General features: G+C 44.2%; 22 protein-coding genes and 1 pseudogene. 16 read left to right on the forward strand and 7 right to left on the reverse strand.

From position 1 onward, the window contains the following. Positions 1 to 11: 11 nt before the first annotated feature. From A142_RS05200 to purF, 7 genes are all read left to right on the forward strand, one after another. Positions 12 to 4,973: a FimV/HubP family polar landmark protein gene (locus tag A142_RS05200; protein WP_019823168.1), complete on the forward strand. Its 4,962-nt coding sequence runs from the start codon at positions 12 to 14 to the stop codon at positions 4,971 to 4,973. A 194-nt stretch (positions 4,974 to 5,167) separates the two neighbouring features. Continuing rightward, positions 5,168 to 5,962 (forward strand): tRNA pseudouridine(38-40) synthase TruA, encoded by a 795-nt coding sequence (gene truA, locus A142_RS05205; protein ID WP_019823170.1) that lies wholly within the window; start codon positions 5,168 to 5,170, stop codon positions 5,960 to 5,962. Between the two features lie 176 nt (positions 5,963 to 6,138). Next, positions 6,139 to 7,065, forward strand: coding sequence for an acetyl-CoA carboxylase, carboxyltransferase subunit beta (accD, locus tag A142_RS05210; RefSeq protein WP_017062348.1), 927 nt, complete (start codon positions 6,139 to 6,141; stop codon positions 7,063 to 7,065). Positions 7,066 to 7,107: 42 nt separating this feature from the next. Continuing rightward, positions 7,108 to 8,370 carry a bifunctional tetrahydrofolate synthase/dihydrofolate synthase gene (folC, locus tag A142_RS05215; RefSeq protein ID WP_019823172.1) on the forward strand — a complete coding sequence of 421 codons (1,263 nt, stop codon included), beginning with the start codon at positions 7,108 to 7,110 and terminating at the stop codon, positions 8,368 to 8,370. Beyond that, positions 8,371 to 8,946 (forward strand): SPOR domain-containing protein, encoded by a 576-nt coding sequence (locus A142_RS05220; protein WP_017063432.1) that lies wholly within the window; start codon positions 8,371 to 8,373, stop codon positions 8,944 to 8,946. 61 nt (positions 8,947 to 9,007) lie between these two features. Continuing rightward, entirely contained in the window at positions 9,008 to 9,499 is a 492-nt protein-coding gene (locus A142_RS05225; RefSeq protein ID WP_009848678.1) for a CvpA family protein, read from the forward strand. 34 nt (positions 9,500 to 9,533) lie between these two features. After that, the gene (gene purF, locus A142_RS05230) at positions 9,534 to 11,048 is read left to right on the forward strand and encodes an amidophosphoribosyltransferase (protein WP_017066676.1); all 1,515 of its coding nucleotides are present in this window, start codon (positions 9,534 to 9,536) and stop codon (positions 11,046 to 11,048) included. A 100-nt stretch (positions 11,049 to 11,148) separates the two neighbouring features. On the opposite strand, the gene A142_RS05235 is transcribed toward purF, so the two are convergent. Then, a complete protein-coding gene (locus A142_RS05235; RefSeq protein WP_017067604.1) occupies positions 11,149 to 12,024 on the reverse strand; it encodes a LysR family transcriptional regulator in 876 nt (291 codons plus the stop codon). A 228-nt stretch (positions 12,025 to 12,252) separates the two neighbouring features. Between A142_RS05235 and A142_RS05240 the strand changes: the two genes are divergently transcribed. The 7 genes from A142_RS05240 (at position 12,253) to recR (ending at position 18,196) form a co-directional block, all read left to right on the forward strand. Next, a complete protein-coding gene (locus A142_RS05240) occupies positions 12,253 to 13,356 on the forward strand; it encodes a response regulator (protein ID WP_019823180.1) in 1,104 nt (367 codons plus the stop codon). 148 nt (positions 13,357 to 13,504) lie between these two features. After that, positions 13,505 to 13,642: a hypothetical protein gene (locus A142_RS25055; protein WP_017067606.1), complete on the forward strand. Its 138-nt coding sequence runs from the start codon at positions 13,505 to 13,507 to the stop codon at positions 13,640 to 13,642. Between the two features lie 74 nt (positions 13,643 to 13,716). Beyond that, on the forward strand, positions 13,717 to 14,088 hold the full coding sequence (locus A142_RS05245) for a YbaN family protein (protein WP_029405514.1): 372 nt from the start codon (positions 13,717 to 13,719) through the stop codon (positions 14,086 to 14,088). 161 nt (positions 14,089 to 14,249) lie between these two features. Continuing rightward, positions 14,250 to 14,795, forward strand: a complete 546-nt coding sequence (apt, locus tag A142_RS05250; protein ID WP_019823185.1) for an adenine phosphoribosyltransferase — start codon at positions 14,250 to 14,252, stop codon at positions 14,793 to 14,795. An 18-nt stretch (positions 14,796 to 14,813) separates the two neighbouring features. Continuing rightward, the gene (gene dnaX, locus A142_RS05255) at positions 14,814 to 17,036 is read left to right on the forward strand and encodes a DNA polymerase III subunit gamma/tau (protein WP_019823187.1); all 2,223 of its coding nucleotides are present in this window, start codon (positions 14,814 to 14,816) and stop codon (positions 17,034 to 17,036) included. A gap of 152 nt (positions 17,037 to 17,188) precedes the next feature. Then, a complete protein-coding gene (locus tag A142_RS05260; protein ID WP_017062338.1) occupies positions 17,189 to 17,518 on the forward strand; it encodes a YbaB/EbfC family nucleoid-associated protein in 330 nt (109 codons plus the stop codon). Positions 17,519 to 17,596: 78 nt separating this feature from the next. Continuing rightward, entirely contained in the window at positions 17,597 to 18,196 is a 600-nt protein-coding gene (recR, locus tag A142_RS05265) for a recombination mediator RecR (RefSeq protein ID WP_019823189.1), read from the forward strand. A 67-nt stretch (positions 18,197 to 18,263) separates the two neighbouring features. On the opposite strand, the gene aqpZ is transcribed toward recR, so the two are convergent. The 5 genes from aqpZ to A142_RS05290 form a co-directional block, all read right to left on the reverse strand. After that, positions 18,264 to 18,953, reverse strand: a complete 690-nt coding sequence (gene aqpZ / locus A142_RS05270; protein ID WP_019823191.1) for an aquaporin Z — start codon at positions 18,951 to 18,953, stop codon at positions 18,264 to 18,266. Positions 18,954 to 19,195: 242 nt separating this feature from the next. Further along, a complete protein-coding gene (locus A142_RS05275; protein ID WP_019823193.1) occupies positions 19,196 to 20,002 on the reverse strand; it encodes an endonuclease/exonuclease/phosphatase family protein in 807 nt (268 codons plus the stop codon). Between the two features lie 79 nt (positions 20,003 to 20,081). Next, on the reverse strand, positions 20,082 to 21,710 hold the full coding sequence (locus A142_RS05280) for a PTS transporter subunit IIBC (RefSeq protein WP_019823195.1): 1,629 nt from the start codon (positions 21,708 to 21,710) through the stop codon (positions 20,082 to 20,084). A 59-nt stretch (positions 21,711 to 21,769) separates the two neighbouring features. Continuing rightward, entirely contained in the window at positions 21,770 to 23,503 is a 1,734-nt protein-coding gene (locus tag A142_RS05285; RefSeq protein WP_019823197.1) for a glycoside hydrolase family 13 protein, read from the reverse strand. A gap of 68 nt (positions 23,504 to 23,571) precedes the next feature. Beyond that, positions 23,572 to 24,537, reverse strand: a complete 966-nt coding sequence (locus A142_RS05290) for a LacI family DNA-binding transcriptional regulator (protein WP_017070321.1) — start codon at positions 24,535 to 24,537, stop codon at positions 23,572 to 23,574. Positions 24,538 to 24,677: 140 nt separating this feature from the next. Here A142_RS05290 and A142_RS24195 point away from each other — a divergent pair. Continuing rightward, positions 24,678 to 25,019 (forward strand): annotated as a pseudogene (locus A142_RS24195) (DDE-type integrase/transposase/recombinase); the annotation flags it as partial. A 20-nt stretch (positions 25,020 to 25,039) separates the two neighbouring features. On the opposite strand, the gene A142_RS05295 reads toward A142_RS24195, so the two are convergent. Next, complete coding sequence (locus A142_RS05295) at positions 25,040 to 25,288, reverse strand: YkgJ family cysteine cluster protein (RefSeq protein ID WP_017059389.1); 249 nt, start codon at positions 25,286 to 25,288, stop codon at positions 25,040 to 25,042. A gap of 159 nt (positions 25,289 to 25,447) precedes the next feature. On the opposite strand from A142_RS05295, the gene A142_RS05300 reads away from it, so the two are divergent. Further along, entirely contained in the window at positions 25,448 to 25,885 is a 438-nt protein-coding gene (locus tag A142_RS05300) for a YcgN family cysteine cluster protein (RefSeq protein WP_017059388.1), read from the forward strand. The last annotated feature ends 32 nt before the right edge of the window (positions 25,886 to 25,917 follow it).

The following is a 25,917-nucleotide window of genomic DNA, read 5'->3' on the forward strand; positions in this document are numbered from 1 at the left end:
CTGAGCCTTTTATGTTTCAAATTTTCAAGCCGTGGTTAATGCCTTTTGCCTTTATCATTGCGACTCAGATTTCCGTTGTTCGTGCAGATTCCATTCGAGTTGTAGGACCTAATGGTCAGATACAATCAGCGCCTACGTTTTCAGAACCTCTTCAAAGAGCGCAATCGAATAGCGCTGAGCCTTCACGTTTCTATGGTCCTACTCGCGGCTCAGAAACATTGTGGTCTATTGCTTCAAAGTTACGCCCTGATAACTCCGTGTCAGTCCAACAAACCCTGTTGGCTATTTATCGCTTAAACCCACAAGCGTTTGAAAACCAGAATATCCATAGCCTGCTGCCTGCCAGTAATTTACGAGTGCCTTCTTTAGAGCAAGCACGTGCAAGCTCGACGCAGCAAGCTATCAACATCATGAACTCACATCTTGCTAAGCTTGATGCTCCTGCAAGTAAGCCTGTCGCTTCAAAACCCAAAGCGCCGAGTTCTGATGCAAAAAATGTTGCTCCTGCTAAGCAAGTAAGCACTACTGAAACCGCTAAAAAGCCATTGTCTCCAACTCAATCATCTCTAGATCCATCTGCTCCAACCCAAGAGATGAACAAGTTAGAGAAGCAGCTAGAGCTTTCAGAAACTGAACTCCTGTCACTTGAAGAGAAAAACCACCAACTTCGTTTGATGTTATCGAATGTTCAATCGGAAGTTGATGAGCTAAAAACTGAGCTCAGCGATGAAGATCGCATTCGTAGCGAAGTGGAAAAACTGCTTGATGAAGAGCGCAGAAAGAACGCCGAAATTGAAAAAATGGCACCAAGTGCACTGGACGAACTGTTATCGAATGGTTGGTTAGTAGCGGCTCTGGCGATTATTCCAGGACTGCTAATTGGTTTGATCGTTGTGATGCTGTTAGGCCGTCGTTCTAAAAATGATGAGCAACAGCAAACTGCTCAAGAGCAACCGATTCAGCCAGAACCAAGCACCGTTGCGCCTATTACATTGGGCGACGAGATGGATGACCTTAACGAGCTGTCTTTAGACGATGACTTGTTTGGTACGGAAGATGACGCCAACAAGTTGTTTGACGATCAAGCGCTAGCTGAGGAAGACGATATCTTTGCCGGCTTAGATGAATCTGATCTCGATTTTAATCTAGATGGTGAAGACGATGACCCGTTCGCCAGCATTGGCGAAAACGGTGATTTAGACACCAACTTCGACGATCTAGATTTAGACAGCAGCAACGGCATTAGTGTTAATGGTGAAGAGAAAGCGCTTGGCCTTGAAGAGATGGAGCGTGCGCTAGACAAAACAGCGGAAAGTGCCGTCGATACTGATGATGTCGACTTCGACCTTTCTGATGATAACGCAATGTCTGCGGATGACATTGAAGCTTTACTATCTCAAGAGTCTGAAACTGAAGATCTCGGTTCCAACGAGCTAGACCAATCTTTATTAGATGATCTGTTTGCTCTTGATGACGAAGATGATGACAGCTTCGATATCGATGCTCTGATTTCGGAAGAGCAAAGTGATTCGCCTTCTAACACTGAAACACCAGCAAGTGATGATTTTGACATCGATGCGCTTATCTCTGAGCAACAAAGTGAGACTAAGCCTGCTGATTTGAGCAATGACGACTTTGATATTGATGCTCTAATCTCTGAACAGCAGTCCCCTGAGCCCGCTTCACCGACAGCGAATGATGATATTGATGACATCTTTGCCCAGGTTGCCGCTCAGAACGATCAAGCGAATGACCCTTTCAACCTCGATAGCGACGATGAGATTGCCACTAACCTAAACAATGGTTTGGCGTCTGACGATGATATCGAAAACATTCTGTCTCAGTTCGATAAGCCAATCGTAGATGAAGAACCTCAAGACAGCGTTGACCTGCTTGATGAGCAACTGGCAGGCGATGACGTAGACCTAAGTAACTCGACAGACCTTCTTGATGAGATGCTAGGGGACGATTCGGATGATGAGTCTGAAAGCGAACCTCTTGGCTTTGATTCTCTGTCTGAGCTTGAAGAGCTTTCTGGTTTATCGACCGATGATGACCTCAACATCGCAGAAGACAGCACGGAAACCTTGGATGAATTAATAGGTGACTCTGACGACGATGATTTCGAACTCGACGCCGAAAGTACCGACTTATTGGATGATTTCCTTGATAGTGAGTTGTCAGATGATGAGCTTTCAGCGGATGCACCAAAATCAGAATCTCTAGACCCGTTTGATGACTTATTGACAAGTGGCATTGAAGACGAGCTTGAATCTGAAGATAAGACATTTGATAAAGAGTTAGACGCAGCCTTTGGTTTTGACAACGCTAACGATGATCCTGCAAATAACTCTGACGTTGAGCTTACTTCGTTAACCTCTGAAACATCCGAAGTTGAGCCTGAGCAAGCATCGGACATTAGTGAAACACCACAACCTGAAGTCGTTACTGATGAATCGTTAGATTCTGAAATGACTCAAGAAAGTTCTGACATTAAGCCAGAAAATGATGAAGCCTTTAATCGTGATGGTTTTATCGATGATTTGTTCGGTGTCGCACCAGCAACGGATGCTTTGCTTGATGACTCGCTAGAAACAACAGATGAAGCATTGATTGATGAGTTAATGACTTTTGATGACAATGATTTGTTGCCAGCAATAGAAGAGCCTGTTGAACCATCAATTGACAATACGGTTGAACCAGAGCAAGCGTCTCTTTTAGACAGCGACGAAGTATCAGCGGAAGAAACCGCATCATCGGTTGAAGATGATGAACTGGATATCGACTCGCTGTTATCTGAGAATTCTGATTTTAACAAACCAGATTTTGAAGAGCGAGTTCAAGAAGGAACCGCACAACAACAACCAGAACCAAAAGAAGCCGACGTACAAGAGCAAGCTTCGCCATCGTCTTTGAACGATATCTCTGAAGATGAAGAAGAAACGGTTGAAGACTGGTTAGCTGAAGCCATCGACGATGTAGAGTCGCCAGCGAACATTGACTCTGATTTTGACTTTGAGCCTAAAATTCAAGGTAGCGACGAATTTGAAGATGTCGTTGAATCCTTGCCAGAGCCAGAGCCAGAGCCAGAGCCAGAGCCAGAGCCAGTTCGAGCTGCAAATATGCCAGAGATCATTCCAAATGAATTCGGCGTACCACAAGACGACGATTGGCTGATTGAAGACGAGGCGTCTGAACCAGAAGCATTAGCGGAAACTGACGTAACACCAGAGCTAGTGACACCAGTCGCTGAACCGCAAGTTGAAGCTACACCACAAGCGGAAGTAGCAGAACAAGCTGAAGTTCTAGGACAAGAAGGCGAAGACGAATTCTCGTTTGATGACTTCGAACTGCCTGAGTTTGGTGAAGAAGACGCACTAGCGGAAGCTGATGCTGAATCAACACCAGAATCAGTATTGCCTGCTGTTGAAGCTGAAGCTAAAGAGCAAGACGACGAAGAGTTCTCGTTTGATGATTTTGAGCTACCAGAGTTTGGTGAAGAAGACGCACTAGCGGAAGCCGATGCTGAATCAACACCAGAACCAGTAACGCCAGCTATTGATGCTCAACCAAGTGTTGAACCTCAAACTGAAGCCCAAGTTAAAGCTCAGGGGCAAGACGACGAAGAGTTTTCGTTTGATGATTTCGAGTTACCAGAGTTTAGTGAAGAAGACGCACTAGCGGAAGCTGATGCTGAATCAACACCAGAGCCAGCAACGCCTGCTATTGATTCTCAACCAAGTGTTGAATCGCAACCAACCGCTGAGCCTCAACTAGATGCTGCACCACAGGCTGAAACTGCGCAACCAGAAAGCGAAGAAGAATTCTCGCTTGATGACTTCGAACTACCAGAGTTTGGTGAAGACGATGCGTTAGCGGAAGTGGTGAGTGAACCAGATGAAGCACAGTTAGAGCAAGACTTAGCGCCTGACACAGAGAAGTTCGAGTTCGATGACCTTGATCTTCCTGAGTACGATGAAGAAAGCGCAAAAGCGGACTCTGTTTTAGATGATATTGAGCAAAGCAATGCTGAGCCGGTAGCGGAAGACCAAGGCGTAGAGTTTGATGAGTTTGATTTACCGGAATACGGTGAAGACGAAGCGATCTCCGATGCGTTTGCAGAGAAGCCAACACCACTGACTTCTTTCAGCCCACAAGGAGAAGAGCAAGATGCGTTGCATGATCTGTTCTCAAATCCGCAGAGCTACAGTCAGGCTGATGATTTCTCGAATGCAGAAGACTCTGAACCGGCTGGTTTTGCACAGCCAGAACAATCACTGAGCGCGGCTTCAGAGCCAAACTCAACGTCTGCAGCGGTTCAAGACGAGCCACTAGAAGGCTTTGATGACTTTGATGAGACAGCATTAGCTGAGTTGCTTTCTGAAGATGTTCAAGACTCTGTCGACAACATGTTCGATAAGCCATTGGACGCAACTTCGATTGATAGCGCAGGGCTAGATATTGACGCCATGCTTGAAGTCGGCGGCGAAGACTGGAAAGGCTTTAACCTAGCGCCAGAACAACAATCGAGCATGCATAATGATGTGCCTGATGACCAACAAGAGATTTGGGCATCGGCTGAGCAGCAAGCTGAACCGAAAATCAAAGAAGAGAATTGGGCTGAACAAGACAATCTAACCGAATCAGGCAACAGTCGTGATAAGCAGTACATGACGATTGATGAGCTAATGGCTCAAGTCGAGCAAGAAGGTGAAGAAGTCATTAATCCAGACGATGAAGAGCTTAAACTGGATGTGGGTCTTAACGAATTCCCTGATGTTATCGGTGATATTGGCAATTATGATGTCGACAGCAATGCAGAAGCTGCGGGTAAGCTTGATTTGGCCAAAATCTACATCGAGATGAGTGACTCGCAAGGGGCAATTAAGCTTCTAGAAGAGGCAATCGTTGATGGCAGCGATGATATTCGTCGAGAGGCAAAAAATCTTATCGATACGTTAAACGGTCGATAAATTTACAAATCAGAAAGGGTAGCGTTGGCTACCCTTTATTTTAAGGCGATGCAGAGCACTATTGCTTGATTTGGTTTTTCAAAAGCATCGTCTCGGTCGATGCTGATTGTTTATTAAAGTTTTAGCCCCATCCTATTTGGGCTAGCACTGATTTCCGTATATACTTCTCGCCCATTTTCAAAGAGAACAAGAACATGAAAATTGCTTTAGGTATTGAATATAACGGTACCCACTACTTTGGTTGGCAACGCCAACGAGACGTGAAAAGTGTCCAAGAAGAATTGGAAAAGGCTCTTTCAGTTGTCGCGAATCACCCTGTAGAAGTTATGTGCGCAGGTCGTACAGATGCCGGTGTTCACGGTACGGGACAAGTCGTTCACTTTGAAACTAATGTCGATCGTAAAATGGTGGCATGGACAATGGGCGCGAATGCCAACATGCCAAAAGATATTGCGGTTCGTTGGGCGACAGAAGTGAATGAGGATTTCCATGCTCGTTTCTCGGCTACTGCCCGCCGTTATCGCTACATTATCTTTAACCATGCACTACGCCCAGGCATTTTGAATTCAGGTGTGAGCCATTATCATGGTCATCTTGATGAGAAAAAAATGCATGAAGCGGGTCAGTACTTACTTGGTGAGAATGACTTCACTTCGTTTAGGGCAACACATTGTCAATCTCGTAGCCCATGGAGAAACATGATTCACTTGAACGTGACTCGTCATGGACACTACATTGTGATCGATATTAAAGCGAATGCCTTTGTTCACCACATGGTGAGGAATATTACGGGTAGCCTTATTGTCGTAGGTAAAGGTGAGCAGAAACCAGAGTGGATCCAGTGGCTTTTAGAAGCTAAAGATCGAAAAGTAGCCGGCGCAACTGCAAAAGCGGAAGGTTTGTATCTGGTGGATGTTGATTATCCTGAACATTTTGAGCTACCACGAGAGCCAATTGGTCCTCTATTTTTACCGGATAATTTGAACTAAATGTGAGACTTAGGTTCAAAAATTATTACGGTTTAGTGCGTAAGATAGTCCCAGAAAATAGGTACAACCAGTTTTTTATCTACAGTCGCTGTTTTATGTGCTTTAATTCCCACGCATAATTCCCAAATTTATTTCTTTCGCAATCAAGCGGAAGAATCGAAACAAAAAGGTCTTCCATGAGTTGGCTTGAAAAGATTTTAGAAAAAAGCAACATCGTAACATCTCGTAAAGCGTCTATCCCTGAGGGTGTTTGGACTAAATGTACTTCTTGTGAGCAGGTTCTGTACCATGCTGAACTAGAGCGTAACCTAGAAGTATGTCCAAAATGTGACCATCACATGCGCATGAAAGCACGTCGTCGTCTGGATACATTCCTAGACAAAGGTGAGCGTGTTGAACTAGGTGCTGATCTTGAGCCACAAGACAAGCTGAAGTTTAAAGACTCTAAGCGTTACAAAGAACGTATCTCTGCTGCTCAAAAGAACAGTGGTGAAACAGACGCATTAGTTGCAATGAAAGGCGAACTATTGGGTTTACCTATCGTAGCGTGTGCTTTTGAATTCTCATTCATGGGCGGCTCAATGGGTTCTGTTGTTGGTGCTCGTTTCGTGAAAGCGGTAGATGCTGCTATCGAGAACAACTGTGGTTTAGTGTGTTTCTCTGCAAGTGGTGGTGCTCGTATGCAAGAGGCATTGATGTCTCTAATGCAAATGGCGAAAACCAGTGCTGCGCTTGAGCGTTTATCTGCGAAAGGCCTACCGTTTGTTTCAGTTATGACTGATCCAACAATGGGTGGTGTTTCTGCAAGTTTGGCAATGCTTGGCGATATCAACATTGGTGAGCCAAAAGCACTGATCGGTTTTGCTGGACGTCGTGTAATCGAACAAACGGTACGTGAAGACCTTCCTGAAGGTTTCCAACGCAGTGAGTTCCTACTAGACCACGGTGCTATCGACATGATCGTTGACCGTCGTGAGATGCGTCAGCGCGTTGCAAGCCTTGTTGCTAAAATGACCAACCAGCCTTCACCATTAGTAGTTTCTGTGAACGATTCACCGAATGAAGCTACTTATGAAGTACCAGAAGCGCCAGAAAAAGGGTAAAGTACCTTCTAACAAACCAACTTAATTATGGTTATGAGTTAGATGAGTCAACAACCTATTCCTCAAGCCACATCCTCTTTGGAGATGTGGCTTGATTATTTATCAAACATCCACACAACCGCTATTGATCTTGGATTAGACCGAGTTCAAGCCGTCGCCTCTAAGGCAAACCTCACCAAACCTGCTCAACATGTTATTACTGTTGCCGGAACCAATGGCAAAGGCTCAACATGTGCACTGATGGAAGCGATTCTATTGGACGCTGGTTACTCAGTTGGTGTCTACAGCTCTCCTCACTTAATTCGCTATAACGAACGTGTTCGTATCAACGGCCAAGATCTATCTGATGAAAAGATGGTTCAGTCTTTCGATTTCATTGAGAAAGAGCGTGGCGAAATCAGCCTGAGTTTTTTCGAATATGGCACTTTAGCGGCGTTACGTGCATTTCAAACTGAAGCGGTTGATGTTGTGCTTTTAGAAGTGGGTTTAGGCGGGCGTTTAGACGCGACCAATATCGTTGAGCATGATGTTTCTGTGATTACTAGTTTGGCTGTCGACCATGTTGACTGGCTAGGTGATGACATCAATGTGATTGGTTTTGAGAAAGCGGGCATTTATCGTAGCGGTAAACCCGCTATCTGTGGTCAACCCAAGCCACCGGCTACGGTTGCAGCGCACGCTGATGACATTAAGGCTGAGTTCTACCAAGTCGGTATTCAATACACTTATGATGTTGACGGTGATACGTGGAACTGGCGCAGTGGTGCATTCCAACTAGAATCGCTACCTATTCCAAGCCTGCCGTTACCTAACGCTGCAACAGCGTTGATGGCATTGGGCACATCAGAGCTTAGTATTAGCGACGTGAACGTGGTTAACGGCATGAAGAATGCGCAGCTTCCAGGGCGTATGCAGCAAATTAGCGAACAACCCGTGATTGTGCTGGATGTGGCGCACAACCCGCATTCCGCTGAATACTTTGCGCAGCAAGTTACGAAGAAGTATGCAGGTAAAAATTTACACGTTGTAGTCGCCATGCTTCATGACAAAGATATTCCAGCGACATTGGAAGTATTAGCGCCAATCACAACTCATTGGTATCCAGCTTCATTGCAAGGGCCACGCGCAGCGACAGCTGCTGAATTGTGTCAAAGCCTACCCGAAGGCGTAGAGCAGCATTCAAACCCTGTCACAGCGTTTGAAGCGGCTTTAGCTTCTGTTAAAGGTGACGATGTTGTGTTGGTTGTCGGTTCTTTCCATACCGTGGGTGAAGTGTTGGAGCATTGGCAGAAAAAAGGAAACTAAATGGCAAGTAAATTCCAAAGCCGGTTAGTCGGCACCATCATTTTAGTGGCCATTGGCGTGATTGTATTGCCCGATGTACTAGATGGTAAGAAGCTCCACTACAAAGAAGAGTTTGCAAGCATTCCAATTAAGCCTGAGCTTGATAGTAATGTTGAAGTGTTTGAAGTACTCGATCCCGTTGAAGATCAGATAGCGCTACCAGATTCTCCGGTTGAGCAAGTGGTTGAAAGTGGTCGTACTGATAATTCAAACACGCAAACTGCGTCTTCTTCTAATGATAAAGAAGCAGACAAAGTGGCAGTCGTGGTTAAGCCAGTACCGGAAAAAAATGAATACCAAGACAGTGCTTGGATTATTCAATTGATGGCTTTGAAGAATGCTGACAACGCAAAAAACGTTGTTAAGGATTTGCAAAAGCGTGGTTATCAGGCTCACACCAAGCAAGAAAAAACTTTTACGCGAGTAATTATTGGCCCGGATGTCTCTAAATCCAAACTTGAGCGACAAATTAAGGAATTAGAAAAAATTACGGGTTCAAAAGGCCAATTGCTCAAATTTAAACCGTTAAATCCATAAGAAAACGTTTGCGTCAGCATTTTTTCTGTTAAAATGCGCGCCAACTTAAGATGAAGAATTCATGAATTGGTTAGATTTTGTCATTTTAGGCGTGATCGGCTTCTCTGCCGTGATCAGTTTAGTTCGCGGTTTCGCTAAAGAAGCGTTGTCACTTGTTATTTGGTTTGGAGCATTTTTTATTGCTAGCCAGTACTACGCTAAATTAGCGATGTACTTCACCAATATCGAAGATGAGATGTTTCGAAACGGAACTGCGATAGCAGCATTGTTTGTTGCAACGTTAGTTGTTGGTGCCTTAGTTAACTATGTCATCGGTCAGCTAGTTCAGAAAACAGGCCTGTCAGGTACAGACAGAATCCTCGGTGTCGTCTTTGGTGGCTTACGTGGTGTTTTGATTGTTTCTGCAGTGTTGTTTTTCATGGATGCGTTTACTGCATTCCCAAGTTCTGAGTGGTGGAAGAATTCGCAATTGGTTCCGGAATTTAGTCGAATCATTGCGCCGTTCTTCGAGCATTTACAAGCAACATCTAGTTTCTTATCTGGCGCGCTCTAGCGCCAGTTAATGTCGAAAAATCGAGGATTAGGACATGTGTGGTATTGTTGGAATCGTGGGTTCAACACCTGTAAACCAGTCTATTTATGACGCTTTAACGGTATTGCAGCATCGTGGCCAAGATGCCGCTGGTATTTGTACCATAGAAAGCAATCGTTTCCGTCTGCGTAAGGCGAACGGTTTAGTAAAAGATGTTTTTGAAGCAAAACACATGCAGCGCCTACAAGGTGAAGTTGGTATTGGCCATGTTCGTTATCCTACTGCGGGTAGTTCAAGTGCGTCTGAAGCTCAGCCTTTCTACGTAAACTCTCCTTTTGGCATTACGTTGGCACACAACGGTAACCTGACGAACGCAAACGAAGTTCGTGAGAAGTTGTTCGAAAAAGACCGTCGTCATGTAAACACAACCTCTGACTCTGAAGTTCTACTGAACGTATTAGCTCATGAGATCGATACCGTTAAAGGTAACGTAACTTCAGATGACGTTTTCCGCGCTGTGGCAAATGTGCACCGTACAATTCGTGGTGCTTACGCCGTAACTGCGATGATCATCGGCCACGGTATGATCGCATTCCGTGACCCACATGGTATTCGTCCACTGTGTCTTGGTAAGCGTGAAGTTCAAGGTAAAACAGAGTACATGGTTGCGTCTGAATCGGTAGCACTCGATGCTGTTGGTTTCGACTTCATGCGCGATGTAGCGCCAGGTGAAGCTATCTACGCAACGTTCGACGGTGAGCTTTTCACTAAGCAATGTGCAGACAACCCACAACTAAACCCATGTATCTTTGAGTTTGTATACTTTGCACGCCCAGATTCATTCATCGACAAAATCTCGGTTTACAGCGCACGCGTTGAGATGGGTGAGATGCTTGGTAAGCGTATTAAAGAAGAGTACGCAGACTTAGACATTGATGTAGTTATTCCAATCCCTGAAACATCAAACGATATTGCGCTACGAATCGCTCAAGCGATCAATAAGCCATACCGTCAAGGTTTCGTGAAAAACCGCTATGTTGGCCGCACATTCATCATGCCTGGTCAGCAACAGCGTAAGAAGTCAGTTCGCCGTAAGCTCAACGCAATCCGCTCTGAGTTTAAAGGTAAGAACGTTCTTCTGGTTGACGATTCTATCGTTCGCGGCACAACATCAGAGCAGATCATTGAGATGGCTCGTGATTCTGGCGCAAACAAGGTCTTCATGGTTTCAGCTGCTCCAGAGGTTCGCTTCCCTAACGTTTACGGCATTGATATGCCGAGCGCGACAGAGCTGATTGCTCATGGTCGTGATAACGAAACGATTTGTAAGCAGATTGGCGCAGACGCCTTGATTTTCCAAACGCTACCAGATCTGATTTCTGCAGTGGGCATGGGCAATCAAGACATCTCTCGTTTTGATACTTCTGTATTTAACGGTGAGTATGTAACGGGCGATATCGACCAAGCGTACCTAGATTTCCTAGACTCTTTGCGTAATGACGACTCAAAGGTTCAGCGTGAGATTCAACAAGATCTTGCTAACTTAGAGTTACACAACGAAGGCGCTTAACTAGCGTTTCGTTAGTCATACAGAGTTTCGCTAGTGATACAGAAAATAAAAAACCAGAGCATCGGCTCTGGTTTTTTGTTTATAGAGAAGGGGATTGACCTTAATGAATGTGGTATGCGATCACAAAATCAATAAACAATCTCACTTTCTCTGGTAGATGATCTTTGTGGTTATAAAGCATGTAAATATCACGAGGGTTAGCGCTCCAGTCTTCTAAGACTTGCACTAAGCTGCCATCTTCAATGTATTCACGAATCATCACGTCAGGCATCAGGGTGATACCTAGGCCTTCTGAGCACGCTTGTCTTACGACATTAAGCGCATTGGCGTTGAAACGGCCTTTCTCGCTATTCACCACCGTCTCTTCATTCGAATTACTCAGCTGCCACTTAATCAGCGGGTAGCCTTTGAGTAGCGAATGGTTCGCTAGCTCTTCAGCATGGCTTGGAGCTGGGTTCTTCGCTAAGTACTCAGGGCTCGCGATAAGAATATCTTTGACTTCACTGATTTTGCGAGCGATTAGGCTTGAATCACGCTGCGGGCCGACACGGAAAATTACGTCCCACTCAGTTGGATCCAGCTGATCTGCTTGGTTGTTCATCATCAGCTCAATATTGATATCAGGGTATTGAGTCATGAATTCACTGAACATTGGCATCATCATGCGCTTGGTCAGATTTGAGGGGGCCGTAATACGAATCTTACCGGAAGCGCCTTTGCACACGTCAGTTAACTCTTCTGCGGTAGAAGAGAGACGTTGCAACAGCGGAGAGCATTCATTGAAGAAACGTTCGCCTGCCTCTGTTAAAGAAAGTTTACGCGCGTGTCTATTGAGAAGCCTAAGGTTCAAAGAATCTTCCAAGGCTTGGATGCGTCGTGTGATGGTCGCAACCGGAATCATAGTCTTGCGCGATGTTGCGGTGTAGCTCCCATTTTCAACGACGAGTCGAAAGAGGTTTAAATCATCTAATTTCATAAATCCAGACACATTTGTTTACAATCTCATCTAATTTATACGTAACAGTGAGATCAATGTTTGCGTTACGTCAACTCGTTGCACTATTTACAAGTATTCCAACCCTGGTCACGAATTACCAGCAAAGAGTGCAAATTTGTGTATTTAGCATTTTATTACTAAGTTTTATATTAGTTCTTAGAACAGATAACAATAATAATTCGACTTAGTTTTGTGAGGTTATAGATTATGTACAAAACTCACAGTCAGCCAGTAATGACCTCGGCTCAGGAAGTAATTAACCAAAAATGCGTGATGTTGGTTGATGATGATCCTATTTTTCGCCGTATAACCAGCGCGTACCTAGACAAGGTCGGTTATAAAGTGGTTGAGGCTGAAAATGGACTGGACGCTCTGCAAAAGCTTAGAGACTCAGCGCCAGATTTAATTGTGTGTGACTTATCAATGCCAATACTTGATGGCATAGAGCTTGTGGAAGAGCTCAGTTTAGAGTACCCGTCACTGCCTATGATCGTGGTGTCCGGCACTGATGATATGTCTGATGTGGCGAAAGCCTTGCGATTTGGTATTAAAGACTTTTTAGCGAAACCGTTAGAGGATCACGGTCATCTAGGAAGTGCGATTGCGAATACATTGACAGATTCGTTCGATAACATTTCAGACCAACGAGATTTTTCGAGCCAGTGGTTCTGTGTGGATGACGGGGGAGAGATCCCTGAAGACCAAGAACTGCATTGGCACCTGAATTACCTTCAAGATAATCCAAGCGCAGCAAAAGATTTACTGCATGCGCTGCTTCCAGAGAAAGATACGCGACAAGGCTCATGGCGTTGCAGTTACCGTTTACTGCAATCAACAGAGATGATGCCACTTGTGTTTGATTATGCGTGGATGATGAACGGGCAATTTGCTTTTTACCTCGTCGATTCATCGTCTTCTGATAATGGCGGCTCAGCAACAACATTGTTGGTGAGAGCGCTGTTCCACGATTACATAAGAAACAGAAAAGATTTTAATGTTGATCTCAAAGATATTGCTGAGATCTTAGAGAAGGGGATTCGTTGCTCTAGATGTTCTACCCCAGTGAATGCCTTGTTTGGTGTTGCCGACCTTGCCGAGGGAACCATCTCCATTTTACCTGCGGGCTTAGATGGGCAATGGTCGAATGGTGAATTGAATCAACATATTGCAGCAGGTGAGCGCTTGGGCGAGAACTGCAAGAAGAACTTTATAACGCGGGACCTTCCGATCGAACAGGGCTGCCAACTGTCGTTAAGCCTACTTGGAGCGGCAAGTTTTAGTTTAGACATACACCAAGGGTCTACCGATTAACCCTATATTTCCTCGGTTTTTGTGAATAATTGATTAAGGTATAGTTGCGCAAATGGTGCGGCTATGCCTTTTTTGTTAAATGTCGATTTAGCAAAGCGGGTTTGGTTCGCCAGATACTTACCTTTACTAACAAAAACAAGAAGCAATCATGGCAGATAACAAAGACTTTCAAGACCCGTTTAATGTATTCTATTTTTTAGGCTTTCTAGCCGCATTTTTAATGATCCCATTGCTACCAGCAACACTTACGTTGATCCGTGTATTCAATGGTTACGCAACATTCTAGTTAAGCTGTCGTCGCTGATTAACGATAGCTAACTCAAGGAGGCCACAATTAGCGTTCGAGTTTTAAGTCTCAATATTGCTGGTGGCCTTTGCATATTTCTCGCAGTTCTAGGGATAGTTTTACCTGTTCTGCCAACCACACCTTTTCTCCTTCTTGCTAGCGCATGCTTCATGCGAAGTAATCCGAAAGTTCATAAATGGATGCACGAGCACAAAACGCTGGGTCCTTTACTGAACAATTGGTACCAACACGGTGCCGTAACCAAACAAGTTAAAACGCGCGGCGTATTCTTTATCTTGTTGAGTTTTACGTTATCCATCTACTTTGCCCCTATCATGTGGGTCAAGGCCTTCCTAATTTGTGTACTTGTTATTCTTCTCACATGGTTTATGCGACTTCCAACTCATGAGTTGGTTGCTGACAGCAAAGAAAATCACTACCATTAAGCCAGTGTGCCTGCTTGTATAGCGGGCGTTTATTATTTCAGCAATCAGAGTTATGACTCTCGTTGCAATGAATACCAATCGTACCTTTCCTTAATTCCAAGCGTTGATGTTTGATTCGTTGACGAGAGTTTGGAAAGCGGCCTAATGAAGTGCATAAGATTATGAACACAGAAAAAATCTCTCTGATCAAAGCAAGCATCAAAAGCATTCCTGATTACCCTAAAGCGGGTATTTTATTCCGTGACGTAACAAGCTTGATGGAAGACCCAGCGGCTTACAAAGCGACAATCGACTTGCTAGCGGAAACATACAAGGACATGGGCTTTACTAAGATCGTTGGTACTGAAGCTCGTGGTTTCTTATTTGGTGCGCCTTTGGCACTAGAGCTAGGTGTTGGCTTCATTCCTGTTCGTAAACCGGGCAAACTGCCTCGTGAAACTGTGGCACAATCTTATGAGCTTGAGTACGGCACAGATACGCTAGAAATCCATACTGACGCTATCGTTGAAGGTGATAAAGTGTTGATGGTTGATGATTTGCTAGCAACGGGCGGTACGATTGAAGCAACAACAAAGTTGATTCGTCAGCTAGGTGGTGTGGTAGAACACGCTGCATTTGTTATTAACCTTCCAGAAATCGGTGGTGACAAGCGCTTACAAGGCTTAGGTCTAGAAGTGTTTAGCATCTGCGAATTCGACGGCCACTAATCCTTTTCGGAATTATTCATGAGCTATCTTGCGTTAGCGCGAAAATGGCGACCAACCAAATTCAAAGAAGTGGTTGGTCAAGCCCATGTTTTAACAGCATTAGAGAATGCCCTTAGCCAAAATAGGTTGCACCACGCGTACCTATTTAGCGGAACACGCGGTGTCGGTAAAACGACCATCGGCCGCTTGTTTGCTAAGGGACTTAACTGTGAAACAGGCATTACTTCAACCCCTTGTGGTGAATGTGCAACTTGTAAAGAGATCGATGAAGGTCGCTTTGTTGACCTGCTAGAGATCGATGCGGCATCACGTACCAAGGTAGAAGATACCCGTGAGCTTCTGGACAATGTTCAGTACAAGCCAGCGCGTGGTCGCTTTAAGGTTTACCTTATCGATGAAGTACACATGCTTTCTAGGCACAGTTTTAACGCGCTTCTAAAGACGTTAGAAGAGCCGCCTGAGTATGTGAAATTCTTGCTCGCAACGACTGATCCGCAAAAGCTTCCAGTGACGATTTTGTCGCGTTGTCTGCAGTTTCATCTTAAGCCGATCAGCGTTGATAATATTCACGAACAGCTTGACCACATTCTTGAACAAGAGAGTGTGACGTCTGAACCTCGTGCGCTAGGGATGATTGCTCATGCTGCTGACGGCAGTATGCGTGATGCTCTGAGTTTAACGGATCAAGCTATCGCATTAGGCAACGGTAATGTCGTGACAGACACCGTGGCTCACATGCTCGGAACACTGGATACCGACCAAGCTATCCACTTGCTTGAAGCGATTAGCAGTAAGCAGCCGCAACAAGCAATGGCGTGTATTCAAAGCCTTGCTGAGAACGGTGTTGAGTGGGACGGTTTGCTGAATCAGCTTGCGACTCAACTGCATCGTCTTGCGATGTTCCAAGCTTTGCCATCTACACTAGATAAGGCACAGCCTGACGCTGAGAAGCTTGAACTACTGAGCAAAGCGCTTAGCCCACAAGACATTCAACTCTACTACCAGATCGTGTTGAAAGGTCGTGAAGACTTACCATTGTCGCCAACCGCTCGCGTTGGTATTGAGATGGTGGTTTTACGCATGTTGGCATTTAGACCAGCTGAACAAGCGGTTGCTACGGCAATCTCGACTCAGTCGGCAAGCCCTGCGCCAGTAGCTCAAGCTCAGAGCGTTGCTCAGCCTGTTAGCCAATCTGCGCCAATGGCAGCTCCGAGACAGCCTCAGATGCAACAACAGGCGCCTCAACAGCAAGCTATGCAGCAGCCACCCGTGCAACAGACTCCGCAGCAGAATCCAGCACAGTATTCAGATTCGCAAGGTTACGCTGAACATTCAGGCAACCAAGGTTATCCTGAGCAGGATTACCCGCATAGCCAGTATGACGCGCCTCCTGCTTATGATGGGCGTCCAAGCTACGGTGCAGAGCAGCCTCAGCAGCAACAAACGAATTATCAAAACCAGAGCCCGGTTCAACAGCCAAGCGCTGCACCTTCTGCTCCGCAAGAGCAGCCAGCGCGTGCAACTTCGCCTGTGAGTGGTTTACGCCACCAATTACGTTCTCAACGTAGAGGCAGTTCGGCAACAGAAAACAAAGGCTCGGCGCCAAAAAAGGCTAAAGCGACATCTGCTAAAACTTCAGTTCTTTATCGAGTTGCTCAGCAACACGGTGGTTCTGAGCGGGTGTCGCCAGCTTCGTTATCCACTTCTTCTACAGAAAATGTTGCCAATGATAATGAACCTTATCGCTGGAAACCGTCTAAACCTGTAGTGAAAGAGGTGAGTAAAGAGCTTACACCCACTCAGATCAAGCGCGCGTTAGAGCACATTAAGACACCAGAAATGGTTGATAAATTGCTTCAAGAATCTATTGCTCAAGATGAATGGTCCGCCACGATTCAAAAGCTGGAAACAGCAAAGCTTGTTGAACAGTTAGCATTGAACTCAGTGTTTGCTAAAAATGGCACATCAATCACCTTAACGTTAAGATCGAGCCAAGCTCACCTGAATACGGATCGAGCACAGAGTGAGTTATTGCAGTCTCTCAATACTGTGCTTGGGGAAGAGTGTCATTTGAGTGTTGAAATCGGTGATGGTGGAGAAACGCCGCTAGAATTACGAGAAAGATTGTATCAAGGTAAGTTGAAAGACGCATTTACCGCTTTAGAAAACGATGCCAACGTACAGTTCATTGAAAGACGTTTTGCCGCTGAACTCGACAGAGACAGCGTTCGTCCTATCTAGAACGTTTTCTTGTTTAGTGACCGGCGTATCATCCCAGATAAGCAAATCTGAGAACTGAACATCGAGGGGTTGAATCACACTGTTTTAACCCCCATTTAAGCTCGTATAGCTTAATTAATTTTAATAAACCAATTAGACCAGAGAGTATTAACATGTTTGGTAAAGGCGGTATGGGCAACATGATGAAGCAAGCCCAGCAAATGCAAGAGCGCATGCAAAAGCTTCAAGAAGAAATCGCAAATATGGAAGTTACAGGTGAGTCAGGTGCTGGCCTTGTAAAAGTAACGATCACTGGTAGCCACAGCGTTCGCCGTGTTGATATCGATGAAAGCCTAATGGAAGACGATAAAGAGATGCTTGAAGATCTTATCGCTGCTGCTTTCAACGATGCGGCTCGTCGCGTTGAAGAAACTCAAAAAGAGAAAATGGCTAGCGTAACTGGCGGAATGCAACTTCCACCAGGTATGAAGATGCCTTTCTAAGTAACTTATTCTTAAAGGTTAATTCAGGTGGTGGTTTGTATTGAACAGGCTATTACTTGAAAATTAGAACGGTTAAATATGCGTACCAGTCATATGCTGGAGCATTTGATGGAGGCTTTACGTTGTCTACCTGGGGTTGGACCCAAGTCGGCGCAGCGTATGGCCTTTCATTTGTTACAGCGCGATAGAAAAGGCGGCCTACAGTTGGCTGAAGCTCTTAGCCAAGCAATGACCGAAATTGGTCACTGTAATGAGTGCCGTACTTTTACTGAAGAAGATACTTGCCACATTTGTACCAATCCTAAACGTCAGGAAAATGGTCAAATCTGTGTAGTAGAGAGCCCTGCAGACATTGCAGCTATTGAAGCAACTGGCCAATATTCAGGTCGTTACTTTGTATTGATGGGTCACCTTTCACCACTTGATGGTATTGGTCCAAGTGACATCGGTCTTGATGTTTTGGACTACCGCCTGCGTCGTGGTGATATCTCTGAAGTAATCCTAGCGACTAACCCAACAGTTGAAGGGGAAGCAACAGCGCATTACATTGCTGAGCTATGTAATGCCCATGAAGTGAACGCTAGCCGTATCGCTCATGGTGTTCCCGTTGGTGGTGAGCTAGAGCTGGTGGATGGCACCACGCTTTCGCACTCCTTACTCGGTCGTCATAAGATCTAAAAAAGCCGCTTGGTGAATCATCACTAAGCGGCTTTTTCTTTTATTGCTTTAGGCGCTTTTTCAGCGCTTAATCCGAACCTCTCACCGCTTTGTATATCATCGCGCCAATCACGGCACCAATAATCGGTGCAATCCAGAATAGCCACAATTGCGAAACGGCCCAATCACCGACAAACACAGCCACGCCAGTACTTCGAGCAGGGTTCACTGAGGTGTTGGTTACAGGAATACTGATAAGGTGAATCAAGGTCAAACAGAGACCAATTGCGATCGGTGCGAATCCAGCCGGTGCTTTCGAATCAGTCGCGCCCATGATCACGAACAGGAACACCATGGTCATGACCACTTCACAGACCAGTGCGGCAGTTAGTGAGTAGCCGCCCGGTGAGTGTTCACCGTAACCATTTGAAGCAAAGCCAGATGCCGCAGCGTCAAAGCCTGCTTGGCCTGAAGCAATCACGAATAACACACCACCCGCGATAATACCGCCAATCACTTGGGCAATAATATAAGGCGCAACATCTTTGCCATCAAAGCGACCACCACTCCATAGGCCGATGGTGACAGCAGGGTTGAGGTGGCAACCGGATATATGACCAATAGCGAAAGCCATAGTGAGCACGGTTAAACCAAAGGCAAGGGAAACTCCGAGTAGACCAATTCCCACATCAGGGAAAGCCGCGGCTAAGACGGCACTACCACAACCGCCCAACACCAACCAAAACGTACCAAACATTTCTGCGATATACCTATTCATAACGATCCTTATTAATCTGTACCAGTATCAACAAGATAGTTTAGATTTCGCAGAAGTGTGAAATCTTGTGTATATAGTTGAAAGAAAGAACAGAGAATCTTATGTAATCACTTCGAACTCGCACTAAAGATCGTTAAGGTCAGTCGTATTCTATCGCTATTTTAGCAAGCAAGAGTGACCTGATAATTAGCCGTATTTGTGTCAGTATTCGTTTTATTTAAACTACGATGAGTTGATAAAAATTAAGTAAGTTCTACTTCTACCAACACCCCAAAGTGATCTGATACAACCGGATAAAAATCGTGATTAAAAATCACCTTATGCTGCTTTACCACTACAGGCTGATTACTAAGCACTAAATCAATGCGTAGCGCTTGGCTATTTTGCTCCCAACCATCAATGTTTTTAATGACAGTGGTTCCATCATCTTTGATTTCAGCAACTTCATAACAATCCATCAAACCGCGTTGTAATACGTAATCATAGCCTTCATTACGTATATGGCTTGGGTTGTTGAAATCGCCTAATAGAAAGCTCAACTCTGTTGGTAAAGTTGCCTTGATTCGGTCGAACTGATCCTCAAATGAGTTCTCTGAGTCATTCCACCAGCCACAATGACAATTATAAAGATTAAAATCACCCTGTTGAGAGGTCACTTTAATACGCACTGCTCGCCGATGTTTCCAAAAGCTCACATCATAGTTATCACTTAAATCAATGACCTCATGTTCGACAATCGGTAGTCGCGTTAAAAATGAGAGTCCCTCTTGATATACTTCATAACTTTGATGAACGAAATCCCACGTAAGTTGGTAATGATGACCGTATTCCATGAGTTTTTTCTGTAATAAATAACCATAGTTATTCGCCAACACAGTGTGATTGGTTAATATATTGGCATCAACGGCCGGGCTATCTTGATGTTGATTCACTTCCTGTAATGCAACCACATCGCACCCTTGCTCGATAATGGCTTGCGCGACCACATCTAACTTTTCTAGCTGTTTTTCTTCTTGCCAGCTGTGGGTATTTAGTGTCATTAACTTCATTATTATTCACTTATTTATTCTAGTGAGATAAAACGCAGCGCAAGGCTGCGTTTCTCGAGGTTATTTGATCTAAAAAGAATTACGCAGGTTGCGCTGAAAACTTCTGAACTAGTCTAGATTTAATGACATCCACCCCAGGGCCATAAATAACTTGTACTCCCTGTTCTTTAACCACAGCTCCAAGTGCTCCCGTAGGCTTCCATAGTGAATATTCAGCAACCAACTGCGGATCATTAACTGTAATGCGCAAGCGAGTCATGCAAGCATCAATCTCAGCAATATTGCCACGCCCGCCTAAATTCTGAATAATAATGTCAAGCTTCTCATCTTCCGACATAGCTTCTGAGCTTTCATCCAGGTAGTTACCCATACGACCCGGTGTTGGTAACTTCAATTTCACGATTAGGAAGCGGAACAATCCATAGTTAACCACAAAGAAAACAATAGAAACTAATGCAAAGCGAACCAGATCACCACCGATGCCCGCTGAAACCATCATAGGTATACGAGTGAGTAACTCAATCAAACCAAAGGCATGTACACGTAGGTCCATCACATCGACCAACGCAAATGCAACCCCTGTTAATACCGCATGCGCAACATATAAAACAGGAGCAATAAACATAAACATGAATTCAATAGGCTCTGTCACACCGGTTAATAACACGGCAAGACACGCAGATAAAAACATTGGCTTATATTGTGCGCGCTTATCACTATCAACACAGTGATACATCGCAAGTCCAATACCAATCAATGAAGAGGCTGCGATAATAACTTGGCCTGCTTTAAAGCGTGCTGGGTGCACCGTATCTAACAGGTGTTGGTAAGTTGTCGGATCGCTTAATTTAAGATTATTTAAATCGCTAACCCAAGCAAGCCATAATGGATCTTGACCATAAACACTTGAGCCCGCATTCATCCCAGTCAAAAGCTCATAAGTACCACCCAACTCGGTGTAATTCATTGGAATAGTTAAAGTGTGGTGTAAACCAAATGGCAGTAATAAACGCTCTAACGTACCATACAAGAAAGGAGCAGTGATCGGCGCAGTGTCTTTAGAGGTAGCAATCCATTGACCAAAATCATTAAGCGCCCCTTGAATTAAAGGCCATATTACAGATAAACCAAACGCAATAATCAGCGAATAGAAAATAACAACAAAAGGCACAAAACGCTTACCGTTGAAAAATGCTAATGCCTGAGGTAAGCGAGCGAAGTCATGATAGCGGTTAAATAAGTTGGCACCTAAATAGCCAGACATAATACCGATAAACACACCCATATTTAGGGCAGGAGCACCCAAAATATTCGTGAAGAATTGAGAGACAGGTAGCTCAGAACCAAATAGGCTCATCACAACCGCTTCTGGGTCACTGAGCATAGCGTTATCCACGCCCAATATAACCCCAGTGATACGGTTGATTAAGATGAAGGCAATTAGCGCGGCAAATGCGCCACCTGCACGCTCTTTTGCCCACGAGCCACCAATCGCGACCGCAAATAATAGGTGAAGGTTAACAATGATCCCCCAACCTATGTTTTCCATTATAGCGCCTAGTGTTTCAATGGCACCAAACCCACCCGCATACATTGCGACCACTTTACCTAGTGATATCATGATACCAGCGGCAGGCATCACCGCGATAACAACGATAAGGGACTTCCCAAATCGTTGCCAAAAATCAAACGATAGTAACTTACTCATAAATAGTTCCTTGATTTAAATACAGGCTAACGTTATCAGCGCCTAGCCATAAATATAATTTAGTGCTTTTTTGCAAATATATACGCGGCATAAGCGGGGGCTATTTGCGTTGTTATAAAATCTGAGCGAACGTGTTCGTTGTTAATATTCTGATTATCAAGCATTAACTCGCCTAATTGGGTGCAGTCGATATCAACAACGCTCTCTTGTGGACTTAAATTGGTAATAATGGTCCATGTCATATCTTGAGCAACACGTTGATAAGCATAGATATTAGGATCGTTAGCTAGCAGTAATTGATAACGGCCAACCACTAAGCTTTCATGTGACTTACGCAAAGCAATCAACTGCTTATAGAAACCTAAGATCGAATTTGGATCTTGCTGTTGTTGCTCAACATTGATATCTGCATACTGTTGATTCACCGAGAACCAAGGTTGCACCTCAGAAAAACCGGCAAAATCCTGGTCATTCCATTGCATTGGCAAGCGACTGTGGTCGCGGGATACTTGATTTAACAAGGCTAAGATATCGGCATCGCTCTGACCTTGTTGCGATAGCTTTTGAATTAAATTTCTCGCAGACACATCGTTAAATTCGTCAAGAGAAGTAAACTGATGATTTACCATACCAATCTCTTGGCCCTGATAAATAAATGGAGTCCCTTTCATCAAGAAATAACAACTCGCTAACGCGGTAGCACTGGCATACCTAGAGTTAGGATCGGCAAAAGTATCAATACTACGAGCTTGATCGTGGTTTTCTAAATAAAGCGCATTCCAGCCTTTACCTTCTAAGGCATCTTGCCAACGCGATAAAATGCGTTTGAACGCCACGAGATCGAAATTCTCGTTGCTTTGTTCTTCCGACCATAGCTTCATGTGTTCAAACTGAAAAATCATGTTAAAAACACCACCTTGATCGTGCTCGGTCGCTTCAGCAACCCAAGGCAATGCGTTGTCGGCCGTCACCCCATTGGCCTCACCAACGGTCACAATATCAAAAGGCGAAAACGCCTGTTCTTTTAACTCATACAGGTGCTTTTCAATACCTTCAACATTCATGTGATAATCGAATGAAGAGACATACTTTTCACCCTTTGGATTGGGTAAAGAGGGTAAACCAGTTTGTTTCTGAATATGGCTAATTGCATCGACACGGAAACCATCAATACCACGCTCCAACCACCAATGAATCATTTTAAATAGTGCTTGTTTTACTTCAGGATTTTCCCAATTAAGATCAGGCTGCTTTTTAGAAAATAGATGTAAATAATATTGTGCGGTTTTGTCATCATATTCCCATGCACTACCATGAAAAATACTTTCCCAGTTATTAGGTTCGCAAGTTGGTTTTTCATCTGTTGACTCACAACCATCACGCCAAATATACCAATCACGCTTAGGGCTATCTTTGTTGTCTCGAGATTCGATAAACCATGGATGCTCATCGCTAGTGTGGTTGATGACTAAATCCATAATAATGCGAATGCCACGTTCATGAGCAGCCGTGATTAATTTATCCACATCCTCAAGGGTTCCAAAGTCAGGATGAATCGCTTGATAGTCACTGATATCGTAACCGTTGTCATCATTCGGTGATGCGTAGAATGGGCAGATCCATATTAAATCAATGCCCAAATCAGCAAGATAATCCAGCTTAGCAATGATTCCATTGATATCGCCAATGCCGTCCTGGTTTGTATCATAAAAACTACGGGGATAAATTTGGTAGGCAGTTGCTTTCTTCCACCACGCGAGTGGTTTTGAGTGTAGATTATTAGCGAGTTTCATCGGTTATACTATATGTGTTATCGTTAACACATAGTGTTAAATGGAACCTATTTGGACTCAATACAATTTCAGAGAAACTGTGAACTTTCTCTCATTCTTATGTCGAATGTGCCTTCAACGGAACTGAAATCGCGCTTGAGCAATTTTTTGACAGCTTGGTAGCCCACTTGATAGTAGTTAAAAGCGACAGTAGTCAGGCTTGGGACTAACAAATCGCTGTAGTCATAGTCACCCATGCCTACAATCCATAAGTTATGACCAATCTTGAGTTGCTGTTCTTTGGCGCGACGATATAAACGAATGGCAATATTATCGGTGGCACAAAAGTAGACATGATTAGGCTGTAATTGAATTGCCTGGTAGCCAGCTTTGTCCTCCGAGTTGGCTAGAGCTTGTAGTGAAAAATTCAACTCAGGGACGGTGTCAGTAATGGTGGCTTGCATCAACTTAGTACGGCTGGAAAGCATACGCTCATCATAAATATAATGTACGGCTGCCAGCGGTGCCTGCTGTTGTTTTAACTGAGTGATGGTTTGGGAAACGAGTGCTTTAATTGCAGCATGGTCGGGGTAATATAAACAGCAATGGTGGGGGGTGTTTTTACCAATAAATAACACATTGTCTAAGGTTTGATAAAACGTCTCTTCGACACTGTGCTTTGAAGCAATAATAATAGTGCCCAATGCATTTAAGCCATTAAACTCTCTCACAGCTTGGCATTCTGACTCATGGTTAAATCCTGAGGCATGAAAAAGCATTCGTACTTGTGATTCATTGGCAGCCGCCAGTGCCCCTTTAATTACTAAACTCGTTGTATACGACTCAATGCGAGGAGCAACGAAACCAATAATATTAGATTGGCTACGAATGGAACGAGCAAATATATTAGGGGTATAATGATTTTCTTTGACGATAGCATCAATTTTAAGGCGATTTTCAGCCGAGACATAACCGTCATTAAAGTAACGTGACACGGTCATTGTTGAAATTCCAAGCTGTCTTGAAATCTCCGCCATGGTCATTTTTTTACTCATCACATTTTCCTTCCATAATGTATTATTGCCATATTATCCAATATATTGGCTGACAACAAAGTAAATAAAAACGCTACCTGATGATATACACATAGTACTTCAAGTTTATAAGGTATTGTCCACTTCTCGACCTGAACTGAATGCCCGTAGTCACGGCCTTGCTCGCTAAGGTTTTTAGTGCAACGACTGCTAATTTAAAAATGGGCAGGAGACATCACCGACGTAGTTACAAACAAATGTTGGCTATAATTAGTTGCCATTATTGATCTTTATTCAAGGCAAGTTATTGGTTGGTTTATGGGTACGAGAATGACGGCTTCACTGGTCTGTCATGTCTTATCGATGGCTTTATTTCGCCGAGAGTTTCCTGAAACGGTTATTACTCATAGCGAGGTAGTCAGTACTGTTCGAAAGACTATTGAGGCCTCATAAGCACCTATAACCTAAAGCAAAGTATGAGTAGGAAAAGAAATTGCTGGGATATAGAAAAGGGCTAATACGCTTAGGTTATGGCTTCTAACTCGATAAGGTTATCAAGGGCTTCTTGGTCGGTTTTACCACAAATGACAGGGCAAGCTTTGAACTGGTGACATACTTTCGGGCGTGAAGGTTGACCAAATAATTTGCATAGGTCTTGCTCATTTAATTGGATGCAGCGTACGCCAGCAGGCTTACCATTAGGCATTCCAGGAATAGCAGATGTAATACTTGGAGCGATACAACATGCTCCACAACCTAGACGACATTCCATCAAATTAAACTCACTAAATAACAGGGTGCGCGATAGTAGCAAAAAATGATGAGAGTGACAGCTGTTGATTGAATCAAAGAATGAACAATTATTATCCTTGAACTTTTTATGGGCTAGCGGTATAACACGCACCCCAGTAAAAGAGTAATAAGTAATCCTATGACGAATCCATTTTGGCAAGAAAAGACACTAGAACAGATGACCGAGAATGAGTGGGAATCACTTTGCGACGGTTGTGGTAAGTGCTGCCTGCATAAACTAATGGATGAAGATAGCGATGAAGTTTACTACACCAATGTGGCGTGTAGCTGGTTAAACGACAAAACATGTTCGTGTAAAGACTACCCGAACCGCTTCACTTCAGGTGAAGAGTGTTTGAAGCTGACTCGTGACAAGATCGATGAGTTTCACTGGCTACCAGACACTTGTGCTTACCGCCTTTTATCAGAATCTAAGCCGATTCCTGAATGGCACCCGTTGATCACCGGATCAAAAACAGAGATGCATGCAGCAGGTGAAAGCGTTCGTAACAAAGTGGTATACGAAATTGATGTTGTCGATTGGGAAGACCACATCTTAAACCACCCAAACCGTTAAGTATTATAAAAACAGCCGTTCTTTAGCGGCTG

Source organism: Vibrio splendidus 12E03, assembly GCF_000272105.2.
Classification (GTDB): Bacteria; Pseudomonadota; Gammaproteobacteria; order Enterobacterales; family Vibrionaceae; genus Vibrio; species Vibrio splendidus_I.